22 protein-coding genes are annotated in these 19668 nt (G+C 72.7%); 8 read left to right on the forward strand and 14 right to left on the reverse strand.

The features are described from left to right. Positions 1–7: 7 nt before the first annotated feature. Both AC07DC_RS25655 and AC07DC_RS25660 read right to left on the reverse strand, forming a co-directional pair. Positions 8–892, reverse strand: a complete 885-nt coding sequence (locus AC07DC_RS25655; RefSeq protein ID WP_478916836.1) for an SDR family NAD(P)-dependent oxidoreductase — start codon at positions 890–892, stop codon at positions 8–10. Next, positions 892–1686, reverse strand: a complete 795-nt coding sequence (locus tag AC07DC_RS25660; protein WP_478916837.1) for an acetoacetate decarboxylase family protein — start codon at positions 1684–1686, stop codon at positions 892–894. Before AC07DC_RS25660 ends, AC07DC_RS25655 begins: the two co-directional genes overlap by 1 nt. 141 nt (positions 1687–1827) lie before the next feature. Between AC07DC_RS25660 and AC07DC_RS25665 the strand changes: the two genes are divergently transcribed. The 6 genes from AC07DC_RS25665 (at position 1828) to AC07DC_RS25690 (ending at position 7255) form a co-directional block, all read left to right on the forward strand. Beyond that, on the forward strand, positions 1828–2445 hold the full coding sequence (locus AC07DC_RS25665; protein ID WP_478916838.1) for a TetR/AcrR family transcriptional regulator: 618 nt from the start codon (positions 1828–1830) through the stop codon (positions 2443–2445). A 31-nt stretch (positions 2446–2476) separates the two neighbouring features. Then, positions 2477–3481 carry a DEDDh family exonuclease gene (locus AC07DC_RS25670; RefSeq protein WP_478916839.1) on the forward strand — a complete coding sequence of 335 codons (1005 nt, stop codon included), beginning with the start codon at positions 2477–2479 and terminating at the stop codon, positions 3479–3481. A 71-nt stretch (positions 3482–3552) separates the two neighbouring features. Next, on the forward strand, positions 3553–3804 hold the full coding sequence (locus AC07DC_RS25675; protein ID WP_478916840.1) for a hypothetical protein: 252 nt from the start codon (positions 3553–3555) through the stop codon (positions 3802–3804). A 56-nt stretch (positions 3805–3860) separates the two neighbouring features. Next, positions 3861–4652, forward strand: coding sequence for an SURF1 family cytochrome oxidase biogenesis protein (locus tag AC07DC_RS25680; RefSeq protein WP_478916841.1), 792 nt, complete (start codon positions 3861–3863; stop codon positions 4650–4652). A gap of 28 nt (positions 4653–4680) precedes the next feature. Next, positions 4681–6489 (forward strand): glycoside hydrolase family 15 protein, encoded by a 1809-nt coding sequence (locus tag AC07DC_RS25685; protein WP_478916842.1) that lies wholly within the window; start codon positions 4681–4683, stop codon positions 6487–6489. Positions 6490–6493: 4 nt separating this feature from the next. After that, positions 6494–7255, forward strand: coding sequence for an SDR family oxidoreductase (locus AC07DC_RS25690; protein ID WP_478916843.1), 762 nt, complete (start codon positions 6494–6496; stop codon positions 7253–7255). Positions 7256–7305: 50 nt separating this feature from the next. Here AC07DC_RS25690 and amaP read toward each other — a convergent pair whose 3' ends face one another. The 5 genes from amaP to AC07DC_RS25715 all read right to left on the reverse strand — a co-directional run bounded on the left by amaP (position 7306) and on the right by AC07DC_RS25715 (position 9705). Further along, complete coding sequence (gene amaP / locus AC07DC_RS25695; protein ID WP_478916844.1) at positions 7306–7902, reverse strand: alkaline shock response membrane anchor protein AmaP; 597 nt, start codon at positions 7900–7902, stop codon at positions 7306–7308. Positions 7903–7909: 7 nt separating this feature from the next. Next, entirely contained in the window at positions 7910–8566 is a 657-nt protein-coding gene (locus AC07DC_RS25700) for a DUF6286 domain-containing protein (RefSeq protein ID WP_478916845.1), read from the reverse strand. Then, on the reverse strand, positions 8563–8934 hold the full coding sequence (locus tag AC07DC_RS25705) for an Asp23/Gls24 family envelope stress response protein (protein WP_478916846.1): 372 nt from the start codon (positions 8932–8934) through the stop codon (positions 8563–8565). Before AC07DC_RS25705 ends, AC07DC_RS25700 begins: the two co-directional genes overlap by 4 nt. Continuing rightward, complete coding sequence (locus AC07DC_RS25710) at positions 8934–9116, reverse strand: hypothetical protein (protein WP_138354999.1); 183 nt, start codon at positions 9114–9116, stop codon at positions 8934–8936. The genes AC07DC_RS25705 and AC07DC_RS25710 overlap by 1 nt, the downstream gene beginning before the upstream one ends. A gap of 73 nt (positions 9117–9189) precedes the next feature. Beyond that, positions 9190–9705, reverse strand: a complete 516-nt coding sequence (locus AC07DC_RS25715; protein ID WP_478916847.1) for an Asp23/Gls24 family envelope stress response protein — start codon at positions 9703–9705, stop codon at positions 9190–9192. Between the two features lie 136 nt (positions 9706–9841). Here AC07DC_RS25715 and AC07DC_RS25720 point away from each other — a divergent pair, with 136 nt between their 5' ends. Continuing rightward, positions 9842–10624 carry a hypothetical protein gene (locus tag AC07DC_RS25720; RefSeq protein ID WP_478916848.1) on the forward strand — a complete coding sequence of 261 codons (783 nt, stop codon included), beginning with the start codon at positions 9842–9844 and terminating at the stop codon, positions 10622–10624. Between the two features lie 27 nt (positions 10625–10651). Here AC07DC_RS25720 and AC07DC_RS25725 read toward each other — a convergent pair whose 3' ends face one another. The 7 genes from AC07DC_RS25725 to AC07DC_RS25755 form a co-directional block, all read right to left on the reverse strand. Next, positions 10652–11443, reverse strand: a complete 792-nt coding sequence (locus AC07DC_RS25725) for an enoyl-CoA hydratase/isomerase family protein (protein ID WP_478916849.1) — start codon at positions 11441–11443, stop codon at positions 10652–10654. 116 nt (positions 11444–11559) lie between these two features. Continuing rightward, positions 11560–11781, reverse strand: coding sequence for a helix-turn-helix domain-containing protein (locus tag AC07DC_RS25730; protein ID WP_188281871.1), 222 nt, complete (start codon positions 11779–11781; stop codon positions 11560–11562). 393 nt (positions 11782–12174) lie between these two features. Beyond that, positions 12175–13773, reverse strand: coding sequence for an ABC-F family ATP-binding cassette domain-containing protein (locus AC07DC_RS25735; protein ID WP_478916850.1), 1599 nt, complete (start codon positions 13771–13773; stop codon positions 12175–12177). Positions 13774–13869: 96 nt separating this feature from the next. Next, entirely contained in the window at positions 13870–14523 is a 654-nt protein-coding gene (locus AC07DC_RS25740; RefSeq protein ID WP_478916851.1) for a hypothetical protein, read from the reverse strand. A 216-nt stretch (positions 14524–14739) separates the two neighbouring features. Continuing rightward, positions 14740–16128 (reverse strand): hypothetical protein, encoded by a 1389-nt coding sequence (locus AC07DC_RS25745; protein ID WP_478916852.1) that lies wholly within the window; start codon positions 16126–16128, stop codon positions 14740–14742. An 89-nt stretch (positions 16129–16217) separates the two neighbouring features. Next, positions 16218–17333 (reverse strand): alpha/beta hydrolase family protein, encoded by a 1116-nt coding sequence (locus AC07DC_RS25750; protein WP_478916853.1) that lies wholly within the window; start codon positions 17331–17333, stop codon positions 16218–16220. Between the two features lie 93 nt (positions 17334–17426). Continuing rightward, positions 17427–18074, reverse strand: a complete 648-nt coding sequence (locus AC07DC_RS25755) for a class II aldolase/adducin family protein (protein WP_478916854.1) — start codon at positions 18072–18074, stop codon at positions 17427–17429. 117 nt (positions 18075–18191) lie between these two features. Here AC07DC_RS25755 and AC07DC_RS25760 point away from each other — a divergent pair, with 117 nt between their 5' ends. After that, the gene (locus AC07DC_RS25760; protein WP_478916855.1) at positions 18192–19583 is read left to right on the forward strand and encodes an NAD(P)/FAD-dependent oxidoreductase; all 1392 of its coding nucleotides are present in this window, start codon (positions 18192–18194) and stop codon (positions 19581–19583) included. Positions 19584–19668 lie beyond the last annotated feature (85 nt).

The raw sequence follows: 19668 nt of genomic DNA on the forward strand, positions 1-19668 counted from the left end.
CCCTCGCTCAGTCGAGAATGAAGTTCTCCAGATAACCCGGGTCGGCCCGGTCGAGCATCGATTGCGAGCGTGCGCGGATCTGGGCGTCGGTGCGGTCGCTGTCCGGGAGCATCCAGAAGCGGCCCGCGCGGATGCCGTCCGCCACGAACGCGGCGACCTGCTCCACGGGGGTGAACGTCACCTCGTGCCCGGCCTCCTTCATCGCGGCCTCCCACTGGTCGAGGCTGCGGTACGGAGTGCGGCGCGGCGCGGACTTGGCGTACCGCTCCGGCCGGTTGCGGTGCGACTCCCACAGGCCGGTGCGGAGCATGTGCGGGCCGGGGAAGAGCACGGAGGCGCCGATGGCCGCGCGTTCGGCCTTGAGATGGGCGTAGAGCGACTCCGTCATCGTCACCACGGCGGCCTTGGTGACCGCGTACACGGAGGCGGTCGGCAGCGGGGCGATCCCGCCGTCGCCCGAGGAGGTGTTGACCACGTGTCCCGGCTCTCCTGCCGCGAGCATCCGGGGCAGGAACGCCTGGATGCCGTGGAAGACGCCCCACACGTTGACCGAGAACGCCCACTGCCAGTCCTTGGGGTCGTGCTCCCACATCCGGCCCTCGGCCCCGGAGCCGACCCCCGCGTTGTTGCACAGCACGTGGACGGCGCCGTAGGCCCGGTACGCGGCCTCGGCGAGCGCCTCGACGGAGGCGCGGTCGCTCACGTCGGTGAGCTGCCCGACGGCCTCGGCGCCGTCCTCCCGCAGCCGCTCGACGGCCTTGTCGAGCGCGCCCTCCTCCACGTCGGCGAGGACCACCTTCAGCCCTTCCGCGGCGAACCGTTCCGCCATGGCGTAGCCGATGCCACTCGCGGCGCCGGTCACCACGGCCGTCTGTCCGGCCAGCAGGTCCATCAGGCCTCCCGGTGGGGCGCGTCGAGGATTTGCTGGACGTCGTCGTAGCGCTGGTGGATGTAGGGCAGCAGCGCCTGCGCGCTGACCCGTTCGACGACCTGGCCCGACTGGTCGCTGGTCTTCTCGCCGATGGTGATCTCGACGAGCCGGCGCACCGCGAGGTCGGCGACCGGGTCGTACGCGGACTCGCGCAGCACCACGCTGCCGGTCATCGCTTCGAGCTTGCGCACCCGTTCGTGCCGGGTGCAGCGCACGAGCACCGGATCGCCGTCGAAGCCGTTGCCGTCCACCGCCGGCAGGAACTTGAAGTAGAAGTCGGTCTTCTCGGTGACCCCCGGCAGCGGCAGCTCGCCGCTGACCGCGCCGGCGACCTCGACGAACGCGATGCCGTGCCGGGCGAGTTTCGCCATCACGACGTCGCCGACCCGCTCCACGGTGACCTCGCCGAGCTTCTTCGGTTCGCCGAAGACCTCCCGGCCGCCGATCAGCGCCCGTTCGGTCGTCATGGGCATCACCAGCGGGTACCAGCCCTCGACGCCGTCGTGCCGCGCGGAGACCGCGACCGAGCCGGCGCCCAGCGGGTGCCCGAACAGGTCGACGCGGCTGATGTTCACCCGCACCAGGGGCCGTTCCCCCGCCTTGAGCGGCGGCGGCAGGACCTGCGCCACCACGTCCGGGTCGGTCTCCCAGACCGCCACCACCCCCGTCGACCAGATGTCGGGGAGCTTGCCGCCGCCCGCCTTCGCCGCCAGCATTTCCGCTTCGCTCCGCGGGCCGTACCGTACTCGCGCCATGTCGTGCCGCCCTTCGTTCAGGTCAGTCAACGGGTCAGTCACACGGGTCAGTCATGAGAGATTCGGGACGAGCTCTGTAACACAGTTACACCGACGCGCTCGAAGGGTAAATAGGCGTGCACGGTCCACAATGGGAGCACCATGCCGCGCACCGCCCTGACCCGCGACGATGTTCTCGACGCCGCTGCCGCACTTGTCCGGCAGCTCGGCCCCGAGGCACTGACCATGCGTAAGCTCGCGGCCGAACTGGGCACGGCGGTCACCTCGATCTACTGGCATGTGGGCAACCGCGAATCGCTGCTGGACGAGCTGGTGGCCCGCACCGTGCGGGAGATGGGCGCCATCGCGCCCACCGGCCGCGGCCCGCTCGACCGGGTGCTGTCCATCGCCCGCGCCCAGCGCCGGATGCTGCGCGACCGGCCGCACCTGATCGCGATGGTGCACGAACGCGGCCTCACCGAGCTGATGTTCCTCCCCGCCCAGCAGGCCCTGGTACACGAGCTGCACGGCGCGGGGCTGCGCGGGGCGCGGGCCGCCGAGGCGCTGCGCGCCATCGAGTTCCACGTCATCGGCTTCGTGCTGGTCGAACGGAACCGCGAACGTTCCCCCGCCCAGAGCCCCGCGGAACAGGACTTGTGGGACACCGCCGCGGCCGGCCACGACCCGGCGCTGGCGCGCGCGCTGGCCGCCCCGCCCGACCCCGAACGCCTCTTCACCACCACCACGCGCGCCCTGGTCGGCTCCCTGCTGCGTACCTGAGTGTCAGCGTCGCCCCTTATTCTCAGTGACCATGCTGGACAACCGCACCGAGCCGACCGCCTCCCCGTCCCCGTGGCCCGCCGCGTACCCCGACGGATACGCCGTGGTGGACGTCGAGACCACCGGTCTCGGCCGCGACGACCGGATAGTGTCCGCCGCCGTCTACCGGTTGGACGCCCGGGGCGAGGTCCAGGACCACTGGTACTCACCGGTCAACCCGCTGCGCGATCCGGGCCCGGTGTGGATCCACGGGCTGACCGGCGCGATGCTCGCCGACGCACCGGTCTTCCCGGAGATCGCCGCCGAGCTGGCCGAGCGGCTGGCCGGCCGGGTCCTGGTCGCGCACAACGCGGTCTTCGACTGGTCGATGCTGGCCCGCGAGTACGCGCGGGCGCAGTCCACCGCCCCCGTCGAGCAGCGGCTGTGCACCATCGTGCTGGCCAAGGAGCTCCGGCTGCCGCTGGCCAACCACAAGCTGGCGTCGCTCGCCGCGCACTACGGCGTCGTCCAGCAGCGCGCCCACCACGCCCTGGACGACGCGCGGGTGCTCGCCGAGACGTTCCGCCCCAGCCTGCACCTGGCGGCCGCGGCCGGCCTGCCGCTGCCGCTGCACACCTGCCGGCCGCTCACCGAATGGACCGAGGGCAGCGTGCCGGCGGCCCGCCCCGCGCCGTCCGCCGGATCGTACGGCTCGTACCGTCCCAGCAGCTGGCGCCCGGCGCGCAAGCGGCCGTCCTGCCCGTACCCCAACCCGGGCCGGATGGCGCCCGACGGCCCGCTGACGCAGGGCATGCGGGTGGCGTTCTCCGGTGACACCGGGATCGACCGCGAGCTGCTGGAGGACCGGGCGACCGACGCCGGGCTGCATGTCGCGTCCAGCGTGAGCCGGCTCACCAGCCTGCTCGTCACCAACGACCCGGACTCCCCCACGAGCAAGGCCGCCAAGGCCCGCGCGTTCGGCACCCCCGTCATCGACGAGCGGCGCTTCGCGGAACTCCTCAAGGCGGTGACTCCGGCGCCGGGGGTACACGGCTGATCGAGTGGCGCGGCGGCGACGCGCCCGGCCACCTGTTGCCCACCGCGCCCGCGCCCCGCAATCTGTGCCCCATGGCCCGTTGTGAAGTGTGCGGAAACGACTACGTCATGAGCTTCGAGGTGCACGCCCAGGGGGCGGTGCATGTCTTCGACAGCTTCGAATGCGCCATCCACCGCATGGCGCCCATCTGTGAGCACTGCCGGGTGCAGATCGTCGGCCACGGCGTCGAGGCCGACGGCCGCTGGTACTGCAGTGCGCACTGCGCCAAGGCCGAGGGCGCGCAGGGCGTCGTCGACCGTGTCGGCTCCGCCCCCATGTCCTGATCCGTCCCCACCGACCCCCTACCGGCGGGCACCCCGCGACCGAGTACGGTCGTGGGGTGTACCGCTTTCTGCTCTCCCGCCAGTGGGTGATCCTCACGCTGCTCGGCCTGGTCATGATTCCCACGATGATCAAGCTGGGCTACTGGCAGCTGCACCGCCACGAGCACCGGGTGGCCAACAACCACCTGATCAGCCAGAACGTCAAGGCCGCCGCCGTTCCGGTGGAGCAGCTGGCCGCGCCGGGCAAAGCCGTACCCCGCAAGGACCTGTACCGGTCGGTCAGCGCGACCGGCCACTACGACACCGCGCACGAGGTCGTCGCCCGCCAGCGCACCGCCGCCGACGGCCAGAAGAACGGTTACCACGTCATCACCCCGCTGGTGCTGGACGACGGCCGGGCGATCCTGGTGAACCGGGGCTGGATCGACGCCGACGGTGGGCTGACCGCCCTGCCGAAGATCCCGGCCGCCGAGTCCGGCGAGATCACCGTCACCGGACGGCTCCGCCCCGACGAGACCAGTTCGACCACCGGGATCAGGAACAAGAGCGGTCTGCCGGACCGCATGATCATGCTCATCAACTCGGCCGACCTGACGAAGACCAGCCCGCAGCCGCTGCTCGGCGGCTACCTGGAGCTGGCCACCACCTCCCCCAGGCCCGCCGGCGCCCAGCCCGAACTGATCCCCGAACCGGACGACTCCAGCATCGGCCCGCACATGGCGTACGCGATCCAGTGGTGGCTGTTCTCGGCGATGGTCCCGGTCGGCTGGGTCATCCTGGTGCGCCGCGAGCGCAAGGAGCGGATCTCCGGGCAGGAGACACAGAAGAGCGTTCCGGTCGCGGTCTGACGGCGTCCCCGGCACGCTACGAGCAGCAGTGTGGACGAAAGGCGGGCCGGTGCCAGGACTGATCGAGGACTACGCGCTCATCGGTGATCTGCAGACCGCGGCACTGGTCGGCAAGGACGGCTCCATCGACTGGCTCTGCCTGCCGCGCTTCGACTCCGCCGCGTGCTTCGCGGCGCTGCTCGGGGACGAGGAGAACGGCGCCTGGCGGATCGCCCCGGCCGGCGCGGACCTGTGCACCCGGCGCGCGTACCGCGGTGACACCCTGGTGCTGGAGACGTTCTGGGAGACCGCCTCCGGCACGGTCAAGGTCATCGACTTCATGCCGCAGCGCGACCGGGCCCCCGATGTCATGCGGATCGTGGAGGGGATCTCCGGCACGGTGCAGATGCGCGGCGAGCTGCGGCTGCGCTTCGACTACGGCAGCATCGTGCCCTGGATGCGGCGGGCCGAGGGCCACCGCATCGCGGTCGCCGGACCCGACTCGGTCTGGCTGCGCAGCTATCCGCCGACCCTGCCGATGTACGGCAAGGACTTCTGCACCTACGCCGACTTCTCCGTCTCGGCGGGCGAGAGAGTCGCCTTCGTCCTCACCTGGCACCCGTCGCACGAGACCCGGCCGCGCCGGGTCGACCCGTACGAGGCGCTGGCCCACGGCATCGAGGACTGGGAGAAGTGGTCGGCGCAGTGCACCTACGACGGCCCCTGGCGCGAGGCCGTGCTGCGCTCCCTGATCACCCTCAAGGCGCTGACCTACGCGCCGACCGGCGGGATCGCCGCGGCCGTCACCACCTCGCTGCCGGAGGAGATCGGCGGTGTGCGCAACTGGGACTACCGCTTCTGCTGGCTCCGCGACGCCACGCTGACGCTCAACGCGCTGGTCTCCAGCGGCTACCTCCAGGAAGCCTCGAAGTGGCGTGACTGGCTGCTGCGCGCGGTCGCCGGAGACCCCGCCGACCTGCAGATCATGTACGGGATCTCCGGTGAGCGGCGGCTGCCCGAGTACGAGGTGCCGTGGCTGTCCGGGTACGAGGCGTCCGCCCCGGTCCGGATCGGCAACGCCGCGGCGGGCCAGCTGCAGCTCGACGTCTACGGCGAGGTGCTCGACTCCCTCTACCTGGCCCGGAACAGCGGACTGTCCGACGACCACCACGCCTGGAGCCTGCAGCGCGCCCTGATGGACTTCCTGGAGTCCAACTGGCGCGAGCCGGACGAGGGCCTGTGGGAGGTCCGCGGGCCGCGCCGGCACTTCGTGCACTCCAAGGTGATGGCGTGGGTCGCCGCGGACCGCGCGGTGCGCACCCTGGAGGCGCTGCCGAAGCGCGGCGGCGACCTGGCAGGCTGGCGGGCCATGCGCGACCAGGTGCACCTGGAGGTGTGCAAGCGCGGCTACGACAACGAGCGCAACACGTTCACCCAGTTCTACGGCTCCGCCCAGCTCGACGCGGCGACGCTGCTCATCCCCCAGGTCGGATTCCTGGCCGCCTCCGATCCGCGCGTGATCGGCACGGTCGACGCGGTGCGCCGGGAACTGGACCACGGCGGTCTCGTCCGCCGCTACACCCTCGACGAGAAGGCCGTGGACGGCCTGCCCGGCGAGGAGGGCGCCTTCCTGGCCTGCTCGTTCTGGCTCGCCGACGCGCTGCACGCGACCGGCCGGGAGCGGGAGGCCCGCGAGTTGTTCGGGCATCTGCTGAACCTGCGCAACGACGTCGGGCTGCTCTCCGAGGAGTGGGACCCGGTCGCCCGCCGCCAACTCGGCAACTTCCCGCAGGCCTTCAGCCACATCGGGCTCGTCAACACCGCGCTGGGCCTGTCCGGGGTCCCTAAGGGAGTATGAGCGCATGGATCTGGGACTGAAGGACCGGGTGTACGTCGTCACCGGAGCCACCCGCGGGCTGGGCCTGGCCGCCGCGCGCGAGCTGGCGGCCGACGGTGCGAAGCTGGTGGTCTCCGGGCGCTCGCAGGAATCTGCGGATGCCGCGGCCGCGACGCTGGGCGGCCCTGGGAACACGATCGGAATGGCCGCGGACAACACCGGCGCGGACACCCCCGACCGGCTCATCGGCGCCGCCCGCGAGGAGTTCGGGCGGCTGGACGGCGTGCTGATCAGCGTCGGCGGCCCGGCCGTCGGCCTCTCCGAGGCCGTCACGGACGACCAGTGGCGCGACGCCTTCGAGACGGTCTTCCTCGGTGCGGTACGGCTCGCCCGCGCCGCCGCGGCGGCGCTCGGCGAGGGCGGCGTGATCGGCTTCGTGCTCTCCGGGTCGGTGTACGAGCCGATCCCCGGGCTGACGGTCTCCAATGGGCTGCGGCCGGGGCTGGCCGGCTTCGCCAAGAACCTCGCCAACGAGCTGGGCCCGCGCGGAATCCGCGTCGTGGGGCTGCTGCCCTCCCGGATCGACACCGAGCGGGTGGCGGAACTGGACGCCCTCAGCGGCGACGCGGCGGCGGCCCGCGCCCGGCACAGCGCCACGATCCCGCTGCGCCGCTACGGAACCCCCGAGGAGTTCGGCCGGGCCGCGGCGTTCCTGCTCTCCCCCGCCGCCTCGTACCTGACCGGCATCATGCTCCCCGTCGACGGCGGCGCCCAGCACGGCTTCTGACCCGCGGCACCGTCCGGCCGGGCAAGTCCGGCGGAAGAGCCGCGCGCCGGTCAGTTGACGCGGCTGGCGCGGTGCTTGACGGCGCGCAGGCGTGCCTCGGCCGGGAGGTGGTCGAGTCCCGCGGAGTCGCCGGCGCGTCGCAGGATGTCGGTGTCCAGGCGGGAGACGACGGTGTCGGGGGCCGCGTGGGGGGCCAGGGCGAGCGTGAGGCGCGCGTGGGGTGAGCTGCGCTTGCCGGTGAGAGTGGCTCCGGCCCGGTCCACACCGGGCAGCGCCTCGGTCTCGGTGACCAGGATGTCCTCCAGCGCCCGGCCGCGCAGGACGGCGTCCTGGCCGTCGCGGCTGTCGATGCGCAGCTGGCGCAGCCGGTGGCTGCGGAACTGGGCCAGGAACCACCACAGGGCGGTCAGCACCAGCACACCCAGGACGGCCAGGACGGTGGGCCACCACCAGCCGTCGCCGCGGTAGCGGGTGCGGTCGCGGTCGGTGAGCAGCACGTCCTTGGGGCCGTCGAAGGGCCACCAGGTGGGCAGCGTGAATCCCCAGCGGCGCTGCAGGTCCAGGCTGCCGACCAGCACCGCCAGTCCGGCGATCAGCAGGAGCAGGCCGGTCAGTGCCAGCAGGGTCCGGTTGAGGGAGCTGCGCATGGGCGGATCAGCCCTTCTGGGCTCGCTGGACGTGGACGCCCAGGCTGGGCGGTCGGGCCAGCCCGAGTTGGACGAGGCCCTCGGCCAGGGCGGTGTCCAGGTCGGCCCGTACTTCGTCCAGGTCGCGGAAGTGGGACGCGGCGCGGGCGGTGATGTGGCGGCGGCCGACGCGGACCCGGACGGTGTGCACGCCGGAGACCTCCATCGCCCGGTCGCGCAGCGTGAGTTCCGCCGCGTGCCGGTCCAGCCCGGCGCGTACCCCGGTCGTGCTGCGCCGCATCGGCAGGATGCCGCGCAGACCGGGGGTGACGGCCAGGACGATCAGCCACAGGCCGATCACCGCGGCGGCCGCCGCGGCGGTGACGACGAGCACGTTGTCCAGCGGCCGGGTGGCCAGTTCGTGGGCCAGCCGCGGCCGCCAGCTCATCGCGGTGCGGTCGGTGCGGACCGCGGCGATGTCGTAGAGCAGGATCCCGGCCGCTCCGAGCACCACCAGCGCGGTCAGCGCCGCGGGCACCCTGCGCTCCGACCAGAACCGGCCGGCCCGGCCGGCCGGCGGTTCGGCGGGGGGCTCGGTGCCGGGCCCGTCCGGCTCGTGGGGCCCGAGAACCGGCAGCTGCCGCGTCGTGCCCTCGGGATCGGGTTCTGCCCCGGTCTCGCTCACAGCACCCTCCCTTCGCCCTGCTGCCGCGCCGTCGCGGAGTGCAGGCGCTCGATCTCGACGGCGACCTCAGGTACCTCCATACCCGTCAACGCCCTCACCCGGTCCGCGACATGGCGGCGGACCGAGCCGCAGACCGTGCCGAGGTCACCCGGATAGCCCAGTTCCACCGACAACCGCACCCGCGCGGTCTCCTTGCGCACCGAGACCGACGCGTGCGGCGTACGGTCCGGCGGCACCAGTGCGGTTTCCGGGACCTCAGCGAGCACCTCGCGCGCGGCCCGCGCGGCGATCTTCGCCACCACCCGGTCCGCGATCCTGAGCGCGCCGCGCTCCGCGGCCGGCAGCGGGGCCGGGGCGGCACCGGCCATCACCGCCGCCGGTCGCGGCTGCGGAAGAACTCTCCGGGCTCCAGATCGCCGTCCACGAACTTCCCGGCCACGAACCCGACCGCGCCCAACGCGGCCACCAGCAGGAACGCACCGAAGCCGCCGAAGTACCCGGCGAACCCGAGCGCCATGCCCACGATCAGTCCGACCAGCGACATTCTCATCGTCCGCTCACCGTCCTCGCCTCACCGCTCTCGCCGGCACCGCCGGCCGCCGTCCCAGCCGTCCGCGCGGTCGTCACTGGACCCTCTGCTCCCGGTCGTCCTCGTCGTCCTCGTCCGGCAGCTTCACATCGCCGACCGCGACATTGACCTCGACGACCTCCAGACCGGTCATCCGCTCGACCGCGGCGATCACGTTCTCCCGCACCGCGCGGGCCACATCGACGATCGACACCCCGTACTCGACGACGATGTCCAGGTCGAGCGCGGTCTGCACCTCGCCGACCTCCGCCTTCACACCGCGGGTGACGGACTTGCTGCCGGGCACCCGGTCCCGCACGGCGCCGAAGGTGCGGGCGAAACCGCTGCCCATCGCGTGCACGCCCAGCACATCGCGGGCGGCCAGCCCGGCGATCTTCTCCACCACACCGTCCGCGATGGTGGTCCGGCCGCGCGTCGCGGGGTCGCCCAGCGGCGCCCGCCGGCCGGACGTCCCGGCACCCGCGCTCGTGCCCTTGTCCAGTGTCTTGCCCTCGCCCACGGAATTTGGCCCGTCCGGCTCGGACATGTTGCGCTGTGCCGTCTCGGTCATCGCGAGTCGTCCCTTCGTCTGGGCTGCTCCGTGCACCACACTATGTGCGCATGCCCTGCCGTGCCGGGGAGATGCGGTCAGGAAGCGTGGAGTGCGCCGCCGTTCGGGTGGTGCGCGGCGAAGGAGGCGGAGACCGGTGACTGTGGACCGTTTGGCCCGGGCGGTACGGGAGCAGATCGCGTTCGGGCGCGTGCTGCCACTCGGCGGGGCCGGAGACGGTGCCTGGATCACCGAGAGCGCGGCCGCCGACGCGCTGCGCGGCGCGGTGGCGGGGCTCACCGGCGTACGGATCGGCGCCCTGCGCGTCGGCCCGGAGCCGGGGGCCGACGACACGGCGCAGACGGGTGACGGCACGGCGCTGACTCCGCCGAGCGCGGTGCCGCACGGCCCGCTCTGCGTGGCCGCGTCCTTCGAGGCCGCCATCGACCGGCCGTTGCCGGTGACGGCGGAGCAGTTGCGGGCGGCCCTGTGGAGTGCGGCCCACGATCTGCTGGGACTCGCCGTCACCTCGGTGGATCTCGACGTCACCGGTCTGATGGAACCTTCGGCCGGACCCGGAGCCCTTCCCCCGGCCGACCCGGCTCGCGCCGTCGAGGGTCCGGCGGGCGCTGGCATCGCTTCGGGCCAGGAGCTGGTGGAGGCCGGACCGGCGCCGGCCGGTGACGGGGTGGTCGCCGCCGCGCTCCTGGTGCCCGGTGTCGCCCGGGTGACCTCACGGCTCGGCGGCTTCGCGTCCGGGATCCGCACGGCCGACGGCGGCGATCCGCCGGCCCGGGAGGTACGCGTGCAGATCGCGGTCGTCCCCGGCCACCGCGCCCTGGACGTGGCCCGCGCGGTGGGCGAGGCGGTCGCGAAGGCGGCGGCGCCCGGTGCCCCTGGCCCGGTGACGACGGCGGTCGTGGTCACCGCCATCGGGTGACCACGACCGGACGCGCATCGTACGGAGTTACTCGCCGACCCCGGCGAGATCGCGCAGCCGGCGGCCCTGGGCGGCGCGCTCGGCGGGGCGCTGCTCCTCGTAGGAGCGGCCGACGGCCCCCTGCAGCAGGGCCTTGGTCTCGATGACGGCGTCGCGGGGCGCGCCGAGCAGCGCGGCGGCGAGGTCCTGGACCGTGGCGTCCAGCTCGGCGACCGGGACGACCAGGTTGGCGAGGCCGAGGCGCTCGGCCTCGGAACCGTGCACGAAGCGCCCGGTGGCGCAGATCTCCAGCGCCCGCGCATAGCCGACGAGGTCGACCAGCGGCTTGGTGCCACCGAGGTCGGGAACCAGTCCGAGGCTGGTCTCGCGCATGGCGAACTGCGCGTCGTCCGCACACACCCGCAGATCGCAGGCGAGGGCGAGCTGGAAACCGGCACCGATCGCATGGCCCTGTACGGCGGCGATGGTCACGATGTCGCTGCGCCGCCACCAGGTGAACGCTTCCTGGTACTCGGCGATGGTCGCGTCGAGTTCCTTGTCGGAACCGCGCGCGAGATCGATGAACGACGGCTCGCCGTCGAAGCCCTCGGGCGTGAAGGCCTGCCGGTCGAGTCCCGCGGAGAAGGACTGCCCTTCGCCGCGGAGCACGACAATGCGCACGCTGCCCGGCAGGAGCCGGCCTGCTTCGACCAGTGCTCGCCACAGGGCGGGCGACTGGGCATTGCGCTTGGCCGGATTGCACAGTGTGACGGTCGCGACGGAGTCGTCGGCGGTGAGCCGTACTCCGTCACGCTCGAGCAGCACGGTGGGGTCGGGCATCGGGCACCTCCGAGCGAACCGCGGAATTGATTACCGAAGAGTAACCACCCGGTCGGCACAGTCGACGACCGGGTGGGCACGCTGGGGAAACCGGGTCGCGGGAGATGCCCTGCCCGTCAGGCCGTAGCGGCCTTCTTGCCTCGTGTTGCACCGCCGCGACCGCGCAAGGTCACGCCGGACTCGCTGAGCATCCGATGCACGAATCCATAGGAGCGGCCGGTTTCTTCGGCCAACGCCCGGATGCTCGCACCGGAGTCGTACTTCTTCTTCAGGTCTGCCGCGAGCTTCTCGCGCGCGGCGCCGGTTACCCGGCTGCCCTTCTTCAGAGTCTCGGCCACCCGTGCCTCCTCTAGGGAAGTGCGCTCTGGACTCTCATGATCACCCCTAGGCGGCTTCCTGGCCACCCATTCGGCAAGGTCCGTACGACAACATTTGAACCGAGGACCTTTTCACGGCGGCCGGGTGGCGCGCGAAGATCCCCGATTCCGTCCGTCACTTTCCGGACACTTGTCCGGGCGCCGCGAAAAGCGGCAGGTCATCCATGGTCGGTAAGGAGTTTCCCGACGTCACACCACTGATCGACTCAGGGCGGAGCTCATACCGCGCCACGGGGTGGCACGGTATGAGCTCGTCTCACACAGATGATGGATCACCCATAGGCCGAATGATCCACTGCCAAGTGATCAGGCGGGGTGGATCGGGCCGCACCGCCGACGGGGGCGGTGTGCGGGTCAGGCCAGCGAGACCAGATCCGCGTAGTCCTCGCCCCACAGGTCCTCGACACCGTCGGGCAGCAGGATGATCTTCTCGGGCGCCAGCGCGTGCACCGCGCCCTCGTCGTGCGTCACCAGGACGACGGCGCCGCTGAAGGTGTGCAGCGCGCCGAGGATCTCCTCGCGGCTGGCCGGGTCGAGGTTGTTGGTGGGCTCGTCGAGCAGCAGCACGTTGGCGCTGGAGACCACCAGCGAGGCGAGCGCCAGCCGGGTCTTCTCACCGCCGGACAGGACGCCGGCCGGCTTGTTGACGTCGTCGCCGGAGAACAGGAACGAGCCGAGGATCTTGCGGATCTCGACCAGGTCGGTGTCCGGGGCGGCCGAGCGCATGTTCTCCAGGACCGTGCGCTCGGGGTCCAGGGTCTCGTGCTCCTGGGCGTAGTAGCCGAGCTTGAGGCCGTGGCCCGGCTCGACCTTCCCGGTGTCGGGCGTCTCGACGCCCGCCAGCAGGCGCAGCAGCGTGGTCTTGCCGGCGCCGTTGAGGCCGAGGATGACGACCCGGGAGCCGCGGTCGATGGCCAGGTCGACGTCGGTGAAGATCTCCAGCGATCCGTACGACTTCGACAGCCCGCTCGCCATCAGCGGGGTCTTGCCGCAGGGCGCGGGGTCCGGGAAGCGGAGCTTGGCGACCTTGTCCGAGACGCGGACGGCGTCGAGGCCCGCCAGCAGCCGGTCGGCGCGCTTGGCCATGTTCTGCGCGGCGACCGTCTTGGTGGCCTTGGCGCGCATCTTGTCGGCCTGCGAGTTGAGCGACGCGGCCTTCTTCTCGGCGTTGCTGCGCTCGCGCTTGCGGCGCTTCTCGTCGGCCTCGCGCTGGGCCTGGTAGAGCTTCCAGCCCATGTTGTAGACGTCGATCTGGGTGCGGTTGGCGTCCAGGTAGAAGACCTTGTTGACGACCGTCTCCACGAGCTGGATGTCGTGGGAGATCACGATGAAGCCGCCGCGGTACGTCTTGAGGTAGTCGCGCAGCCAGACGATGGAGTCCGCGTCCAGGTGGTTGGTCGGCTCGTCGAGCAGCAGGGTGTCGGCGTCGGAGAACAGGATCCGGGCCAGCTCCACCCGGCGGCGCTGGCCGCCGGACAGGGTGTGCAGCGGCTGGCCGAGCACCCGGTCGGGCAGTCCGAGGGCGGCGGCGATGGTGGACGCCTCGGCCTCGGCCGCGTAGCCGCCCTTGGTGAGGAACTCGGTCTCCAGATTGGAGTACTTCCGCATCGCCTTCTCGCGGGTGGCGCCCTTGCCGTTCGCCATCCGCTCCTCGTTCTCCCGCATCTTGCGCAGGACGGAGTCCAGGTCGCGGGCGGAGAGGATGCGGTCGCGGGCGAGGGTTTCGAGGTCGCCGGTGCGCGGGTCCTGCGGGAGGTAGCCGACCTCGCCGGAGCGGGTCACAGTGCCGCCGGCGGGCTGGCCCTCACCGGCCAGGACCTTGGTGAGGGTGGTCTTGCCGGCGCCGTTGCGGCCGACGAGGCCGATGCGGTCGCCCTTGGCGATACGGAAGGAGGCGGACTCGATGAGGATGCGGGCTCCAGCACGCAGCTCGAGGCCAGTGGCAGTAATCACGGGAAAAGCTCCAGGGCATGGCGAACGACAGAAAGGGGCGCGGGGAGGTCGTACGCCGCCGGCTAATGAACGAGAGGGACTGCCATACAGGCCAGTCTACCGGGGTGTGGCAAGCCGCTTGTTGCCCAGGGGAGTGCGGTCAGGTGCTACGCGCCCGAGGCCGTCGACCGCGATCAGCTCGCTGGTCCAGGCCGCGCGCGGATCCGCGCAGGGCTGGGCGACGACGACGGCGGAGCCCCTGGGCACCGCCCGGGAGGGCTGGAAAGCGCAGCCGGGCCGAGCCGGGAGCACCCAGCGCAGGTCGCCGTCGGCCGCCCGGTAGCCGGCGATCCGGTGCGGGGTGACCACGGCGATCATGCGGCCGTCCCGGTCGAGCGGCTGCAGCACGCCGACGCCCCTGCCGGCCTCGGGGCGGGCCAACCAGCCGGCCGCCTCGGGGATCGCCCGGTGCCAGCGCACGCCGCCGTCGGGCAGCGAACTGTCCGTGACCAGGCCGTCGTCCCACAGGACGACGACATGGCCGGGGAAGGCTCGGGCGGCCAGCGGGCGGCCGCCGGTCCTGGTGTACGTCCAGCCGTGCCCGGTCACGGCCCGCCCGTCCAGCAGCCGCGGGGCCCGGTCGGCGGCGGCCGGGCGGGGGGCGACGAGGTCCCCGTAGGCGGCGGGCCGGGCCTGGTGCGCGGCGACGGCCGACGGGAGGAGCACCAGCAGGGCGGCGATGGGCAGGAAGCGGCGCGCGCTGGGGAACATGTACCGCGACGGTAGCCCGCGGTGGCCGGCCGACGGGGCGACACGGGCGGGCCAGGGGCGGGCTTCGCCCGTTCGGTCCTGGGGCGCCACTGTGGGGCACATCACCCAACCCCGACCTGTGCGGTTCGACGACGCCACCTGTCCGGGCAGGGAGGGACGTCGACGGCCCGGCGGGATTCCCGCCGGGCCGTCGTCGATCGCTGTCGTTACCCGCTGTCAGGCGCCGCCGGTGTGCACCTGGAAGGCGGCCCGGCGGACGGCCTTGGCGATCGCCGGGTCCGGGTGCGCGGCGGCCAGCGCCACGAGCACCTGGACGGTACGGGGGTGCCCCGCGCCGCGGATCTCCACCAGGAGCGCCCGCACCGAGCCCTCCACCGCCGCGTCGAGGTGGCTGACGAGCAGCTGCCCCTCGCCGTGGTCGGCGACGGCCGCGGCGGTGTCCACCCACAGCCAGGCCGTCTCCTCGCGGGTCAGCAGCCCCGCGACGGCCTCCGGGTCGCCGCCGTCCTGCTCGGCCAGCCACAGCAGCGCGTACGGGCGCAGCGTCGGGTCCTCCGAGGAGGCGCGGACGGCGGGCTCGGCGGGCGCTCCGACCACCCGGAGCGCCTCGAAGGCCAGGCCGCGCAGCAGCGCGTCCTCACCGCGGGCGGTCTCCAGCAGTTCGGCGACGGCCAGGCCGACGGGCCGGGCGGCGAGCCAGGCCCGGTACTCGGCGCGGGCCGGGCCCGGGGAGAGCCGCGCGCAGGCGCGCAGCATCTTCTCGGCGGACTGCTCGATATGGCCGGCCGGGCCCTGGGCGGCCACGCAGATCTGTTCCAGCTTGACCCACACCGCCCAGTTGCCGAGCGGGGTGAGCGCGGCCTCCTGGACGTCGGAGCAGGCGTCGCGCGGATACAGCGCGCCGACGCCGGTGACGGCGTCGAGCACCCAGTTCAGGAGCGCGGGCAGCGGGTCGTGCGCGCCGTCGGCGGGCGGCTCCTGCCGTTCGGTGCGCAGCTCCGCGACCCGCTGGCGCAGCAGGTCCAGCAGGGTGTCGACCGGTACCGGGCCCGACGAGAGGTGCAGGAAGGAGAGCAGCTGGGGGGTGGCCTCGACGACCTCGGCCACCAGCGAGGGGTCCGCCTCGGCGGGATCGCCGGGGGGATGCGCGAGGGACCAGGCGTCGAAGAGCGCGACCCAGCCGCGCAGTACGGCGGTGTTGTCGCGGTCCCAGGCGCGCAGCCGCCAGCCGGGGCGGGCGGCCCCCTGGTGGAGTTCGATCAGGCCGGCGAGCCGGGCCCGGTCCCAGCCGGACCGGATCTGCCGTTCCGTCAACTCCAGTTCGGCGGCTGCCTGCTGGACGTCGACGTCCGGAAGTATCCCGGTCGGGCCCGCCGTGCCGGGGCCCGCTTCGGCCCACCGCGCGAGGCGGACCGTGTCGGCGAGTTCGGCGCGCGCCTGGCGTGCGAGCTCGGACAGCGCAGGGGTGCCCTCGGGCGGTCGCGGCGGCCGGGAGCGCCGCGCTGCCGCCGCGGGGCGGGCGGCGGAGCCACCCACCGCGAAGGCCAGGGATGGTCGTCGGGGGACAAGGCGGAGCGGAGTGTCTCGCGAAGTACGGGACGTCACTGGAGCAGTCTCCCGGGTGAGGCCCCAGATTCCCAAACGCGCTCCGGGGCGGCGCCCCCCGGGCCGCGCCCCGGCCTCCGCGCCGGGCGCTACATCAGGGGGATCAGGAAGCGCCGCAGGGCCTCTTCGTACGACGCCGGGTCGACATTCCACATAGCGCTGTGGGAGGCGCCGGGGACGGTGTGCAGAGTGACCAGATCCGGTCGCCTCGCGGCGAGTTGGCGCGATCCTGACCAGGACGAGAGGGTGTCGTCCGGGCCGTGCACGACCAGCGTGGGGACGCTCAGCCGGGCGGGGTCCGCGGCGTCCGCGATGCGTTCCGCATGCAGCCCGGTGCGGCCCTCGGCGGCGCGGATCCCGAGCGGTACCAGCGCTCCTGGTACGCCGTGGGAGAACGCCGCGGCGCGCACGGTCGACTTCCAGTCCAGGACGGGTGAATCGAGGATCAGCCCGCTGATCCGACCCCGGAGGGGCGAGTGGTCGGCGGCCCGCAGCGCCATCGTCGCGCCGGTCGACCACCCGTAGAGCACGAGCCGCTCGGCGCCGTACTCCACGGCGTACTTCATCGCCGCGTCCAGGTCGCGCCATTCGGTGTCGCCGAAGTGCCCGAGGCCGTCCGGTGAGGGCGGGGCGCCGGGGTCGTTGCGGTAGGCGAGGTCGAGCACCGGGAACCGGTGGCCGTGCAGGGCCGGCAGGACGTTGAGCGGTAGTTCGCGGGTGGCGCCGAGGCCGTGCACGGTGATGATCCACGTCGAGCGGGCGCCGGGGACGAACCAGGCGGGCAGCGGACCGAGTTCGCCGGGTACGAGCACCTCGGCGTAGTCCAGGCCGAGGGCGTCGCGGGGGTTGCCCGCGTGGACCTGGGCTGTCATCCGGATCTGGGTGCCGGGATCGAGGGCGCCGCGGTGCACGCGCTCCAGCCGCCGGGCCACCGTGGCCGGGGTCGTCCACAGCACCTCGCCGACCGCGGCGTGCACCCCGTCGCCGGAGAGCCCGTAGACGCCCTTGCGCAGGGAGGCCAGGGCCCGGGTCAGGGTGACCTGGCCCGCCGCGGTGGCGTGGACGGTGAGCCGCTCGTCCGGCTCCGGGCCGTCGACGGAGGGTCTGAGGGCGAGGTCGGACACGTACCGGCCGGCCGCCACAGCGACCGCCCCGGCACCGAGCACGGTGGTGGCGGTCAAGGCCGCCACGGTTCGTATACGCATCGGTTCCAGTGTCGGCGGGGTGGAGCGATGCGGCCAGTGGACGGCAGCGAGCAAGGCCGGACGGGAGGTGTCGGCCGGGCCGGACGGGAGGTGTCAGCCGGGCTGGCCGTAGCCGCGCAGCTGCTCGCCCGCCGCGTCCAGCTCGGCGTCCGAGAGCAGGGCGGGGGTCAGTCCGGGCACCGAGCGGGCGGCGAGCCAGACCTGGCACATCCACTCCAGCTGCGCCGTACGGTCGTACGCTTGTTCCAGTGTGTCGCCGTACACGAGCGTGCCGTGGTTGCGCATCAGGCAGCCGCTGCGGTCCCGCAGTGCCCGCAGTACCTGCGCGGCCAGCTCGTCCGTCCCGTAGGGGGCGTATCCGGCGACCCGGATCCGGCCGCCCATCGCGGCCGCCATGTAATGAACCGCCGGAAGTTCGTCCACCAGGGTCGAAACGGCCGTGGCGTGCACCGCGTGGGTGTGCACGACGGCCCGCGCGCCCGTGCCGCGGTAGACGGCCAGGTGCATCGGCAGCTCGCTGGTGGGGCGCAGCCGTCCGGAGACCTGTCGGCCGTCCAGATCGACGGCGACGGCGTCGACGGGGCCGAGCCGGTCGTACGGGACGCCGGTGGGGGTCACCAGCACCAGATCGCCCACCCGGACCGAGACATTGCCGGACGTACCGACCACCAGGCCGTCCGTGACCGTGCGCCGGGCCGTGGCGACCAGTTCCGACCAGGCTTTCTCCATGGCATCGCGCATCCGTCGATCCTTACAGGTTGGGCGTTGCCGCGTACTCGCGGGGCGCAGTACCGTCCCGCACACCACCGGCCGCACACCACGGCCGCACCCGGATTGCACACGGATTGCAGGGGCATCATGACCACCGTCAACGGCGGCATCTCCTTCTGGTACTCGCAGACCGGCATACCCGTGCCGCGCGAGCCACTGCCGGGGGACACGACCGCGGACGTCTGCATCGTCGGCGGCGGCTACACGGGCCTGTGGACCGCCTACTACCTGAAGAAGGCCGTGCCGTTCCTGCGGATCACGGTGCTGGAGCAGAAGTTCTGCGGCTACGGGGCGTCCGGGCGCAACGGCGGCTGGCTCTACAACGGCATCGCGGGCCGCGACCGGTACGCGAAGCTGCACGGCCACGACGCCGCGGTCGCGCTCCAGCACGCGATGAACGAGACGGTGGACGAGGTGGTGCGGATCGCCGCCGAGGAGGGCATCGACGCCGACATCGTCAAGGGTGGGGTGCTGGAGGTCGCGCACTCCCCCGCGCAGCTCGCCCGGCTGAAGGCGTTCCACGAGGCGGAGGTCGCCTTCGGCGAGAAGGACAGGCTGCTGCTGGGCGCGCGCGAGTCCGCGGAGCGGATACGGGTCGCCGGGACCTGTGGCGGCACCTGGACGCCGCACGGCGCTCGTATACATCCGGTGAAGCTTCTGCAGGGTCTGGCGAGGGTCGTCGAGTCGCTGGGCGTGGTGATCCACGAGTCCACCACGGTGACCGAGATCAAGCCGAAACACGCGATCACCCCGTACGGAACGGTCCGCGCCCCGTACGTACTGCGCTGCACGGAGGGCTTCACGGCCTCGCTCAAGGGTCAGAAGCGGTCCTGGCTGCCGATGAACTCCTCGATGATCGCGACCGAGCCGCTGCCGCAGCAGGTCTGGAACACCATCGGCTGGGAGGGCCGCGAGACCCTCGGCGACATGGCACACGCGTACATGTACGCGCAGCGCACGGCCGACGACCGGATCGCGCTGGGCGGGCGCGGGGTGCCGTACCGCTTCGGTTCACGGACGGACAACGACGGGCGCACGAAGGCGGCCACGGTCGAGGCGCTGCGCGAGATCCTCGTCCGCTTCTTCCCGGCCACCGCCGGGGTCGCGATCGAACATGCCTGGTCAGGGGTGCTGGGCGTGCCGCGCGACTGGTGCGCGAGCGTGGAACTGGACCGGGCCACCGGGCTCGGTTGGGCGGGCGGCTACGTCGGCAGCGGCGTCGCGACGGCGAACCTGGCGGCGCGGACGCTGCGCGATCTGGTGCAGCTGGATTCGGGTCAGGGCCACGGCACCGAACTGACCGCGCTGCCGTGGGTGGGCCACCGGGTGCGGCGCTGGGAACCGGAGCCGTTCCGCTGGCTCGGGGTGCACGGCATGTACGCGGCCTACCGCGGGGCGGACCGCCGCGAGCTGGCCGGCCGCAGCGGCGAAACGGACCGGGTGGCACGCGTCGCGGACCGGATCTCCGGACGGCACTGACCGGGCTTCCAACAGGCAGGACTGGCTTGAAGAATCGCCCCCCGCGACGCCGGCACCATGCGGCCGCCGTCAGTTAACCTTCCGT

This window comes from Streptomyces sp. NPDC045021 (assembly GCF_056432645.1).